Here is a 1,710-nt window from a genome sequence, read left to right on the forward strand (position 1 = left end):
CAGGACCAGCTGTTTCAACGACTCGGTATTTACCAGGTGTGAGTGAATCAAAACTGGCAAGACCTTTTTCATTCGTTGTTTGGCTGTCAATTGGCTGATAAGTACCATTTGCTTCTTTTTTCTGTAGGGAAAATGCTGCTCCTTTAAGATTTATCTCTTTGTCCGTCCCTTGCATCGTATACTTACGTACTGCTATAGGAATTTCAACAAAAGGATTTTCAATGGTCAACTGGATCGTATCATCGGAAGTAGTGACTGTTTTTCCATCAATGGTTACCGTACCATCAGAAGCAATCTTGATTTCCCAAGTAGTCTTTTTGCTTAATTCATGCCCTTCTGGAGCTTTTGTTTCTGTCAGCGTATAAGTCATTTCTTTTTGCAATTTGACATTTTCTGGAAGAGAATAGGTTCCGTCGCCATGATCTGTTAGTAAAGTATCAATAGAATCTCCTGTTAATTTGAAAACAGCGCCAATAAGATCCTTTTCACCTGTAGAGGAATTTTTCGTTATTTTCAAGTTTAACGGTGTGAATTGTTTAGTATTTTTCCATGTCATTGCATCTATTTGTTGAGAATCGTATCCTGGTACAGGTAATTCTTTGATTGTTTGGTAACTGAATGCTTGACCTTGATTATTGTATTGAGGTAGTGATAATATCTCTTGATAACTTTCTCCGCTATTTGCAGATAATTTGTCAATGTCTGCACGTTCCCACGTATTTGTTGTATCTTTAGCTGGTTTAATGATGCGGATATATCCGTTTTTCCAAGCTGCAGCATTTGTCGTATGTTCCCGTTGAATCTCAAAAGTAACTTGATCTGGACGATCAGCTAGATTGTTGTCAAATTCTTCCCATAACTTTTTGATGTGAAGACTGACTCCGGGAGCTTTAGCAGATGGTATACCGAATTCAGCTAATTCATTGGTATCAATGTTTGGCTGGAAAGTTGTCCTGCCGTTCATTTGATACCAGAAATTTGGATGGAAGTCCTCATTTTCTGTTTGGATTCTCACTTGGTAATGGATTTGGATTTCTTGGTCTTTTCCTAAATAGATCTGATTGCTCTTGATGGTATTTCCTTCTATGGAAATAGATGGAGTGACCGTTGTAGGACTTGTCCCCACACTCTTGACTGAAAGTGTACCAGGCTGATAAATGAATGGTTCTGCGATTGGATCATTTATTTGTCCATTGCTTACAGTTGCTGAGATCTGTACAGCTTTTTTGGCTAGGTATTCAGAGATATCTGTTGCATGATCAGCTGATTCATAGTAAAGATCGCCTTTTTCATCTGATGAAACCATTTGTCGCATACGAGACTCTACTTCTGCTTTTGAGAGACCAGCTGCCGGATCGCTTTGAAGTTGGATGCCAAGACCATGTATTTCGATTCCTCGTTCTTTGAGTGCCATCGCTTCTCCGATGGTTGCGATAAACGTACTGTCGATTCTTCTGGATAGATTGTTTTGGTCAGGTGCATCATAGATTCTTGAGATTAGAGAAGTATTTCCCGGCCGATCTTGCGTATTAGAAAACTGAGTTCCGTAATAATTGCTGCTTGATTGTGCGTGTACCCGCTGTACTTTATAGGAAAATGTTGGTACACCATCCGTCAGCAAAACGATCACTTTTTTATGTCCATTTGGAACGGATAGCATGTTTCCTGCATCTCTTAGTGCTTTTTGTGTAAAAGTACCACCATTTGTCC

General features: G+C 39.4%; 1 protein-coding gene. It reads right to left on the bottom strand.

The window, feature by feature from the left end:
- Positions 1-1,710: SpaA isopeptide-forming pilin-related protein (locus OS138_RS12685; RefSeq protein ID WP_325070188.1), on the bottom strand; the 1,710-nt coding region annotated here is incomplete at both ends.

The sequence above is a fragment of the Enterococcus sp. E5-37 genome, from assembly GCF_035726925.1.
GTDB classification, from domain to species: Bacteria; Bacillota; Bacilli; order Lactobacillales; family Enterococcaceae; genus Enterococcus_B; species Enterococcus_B faecium.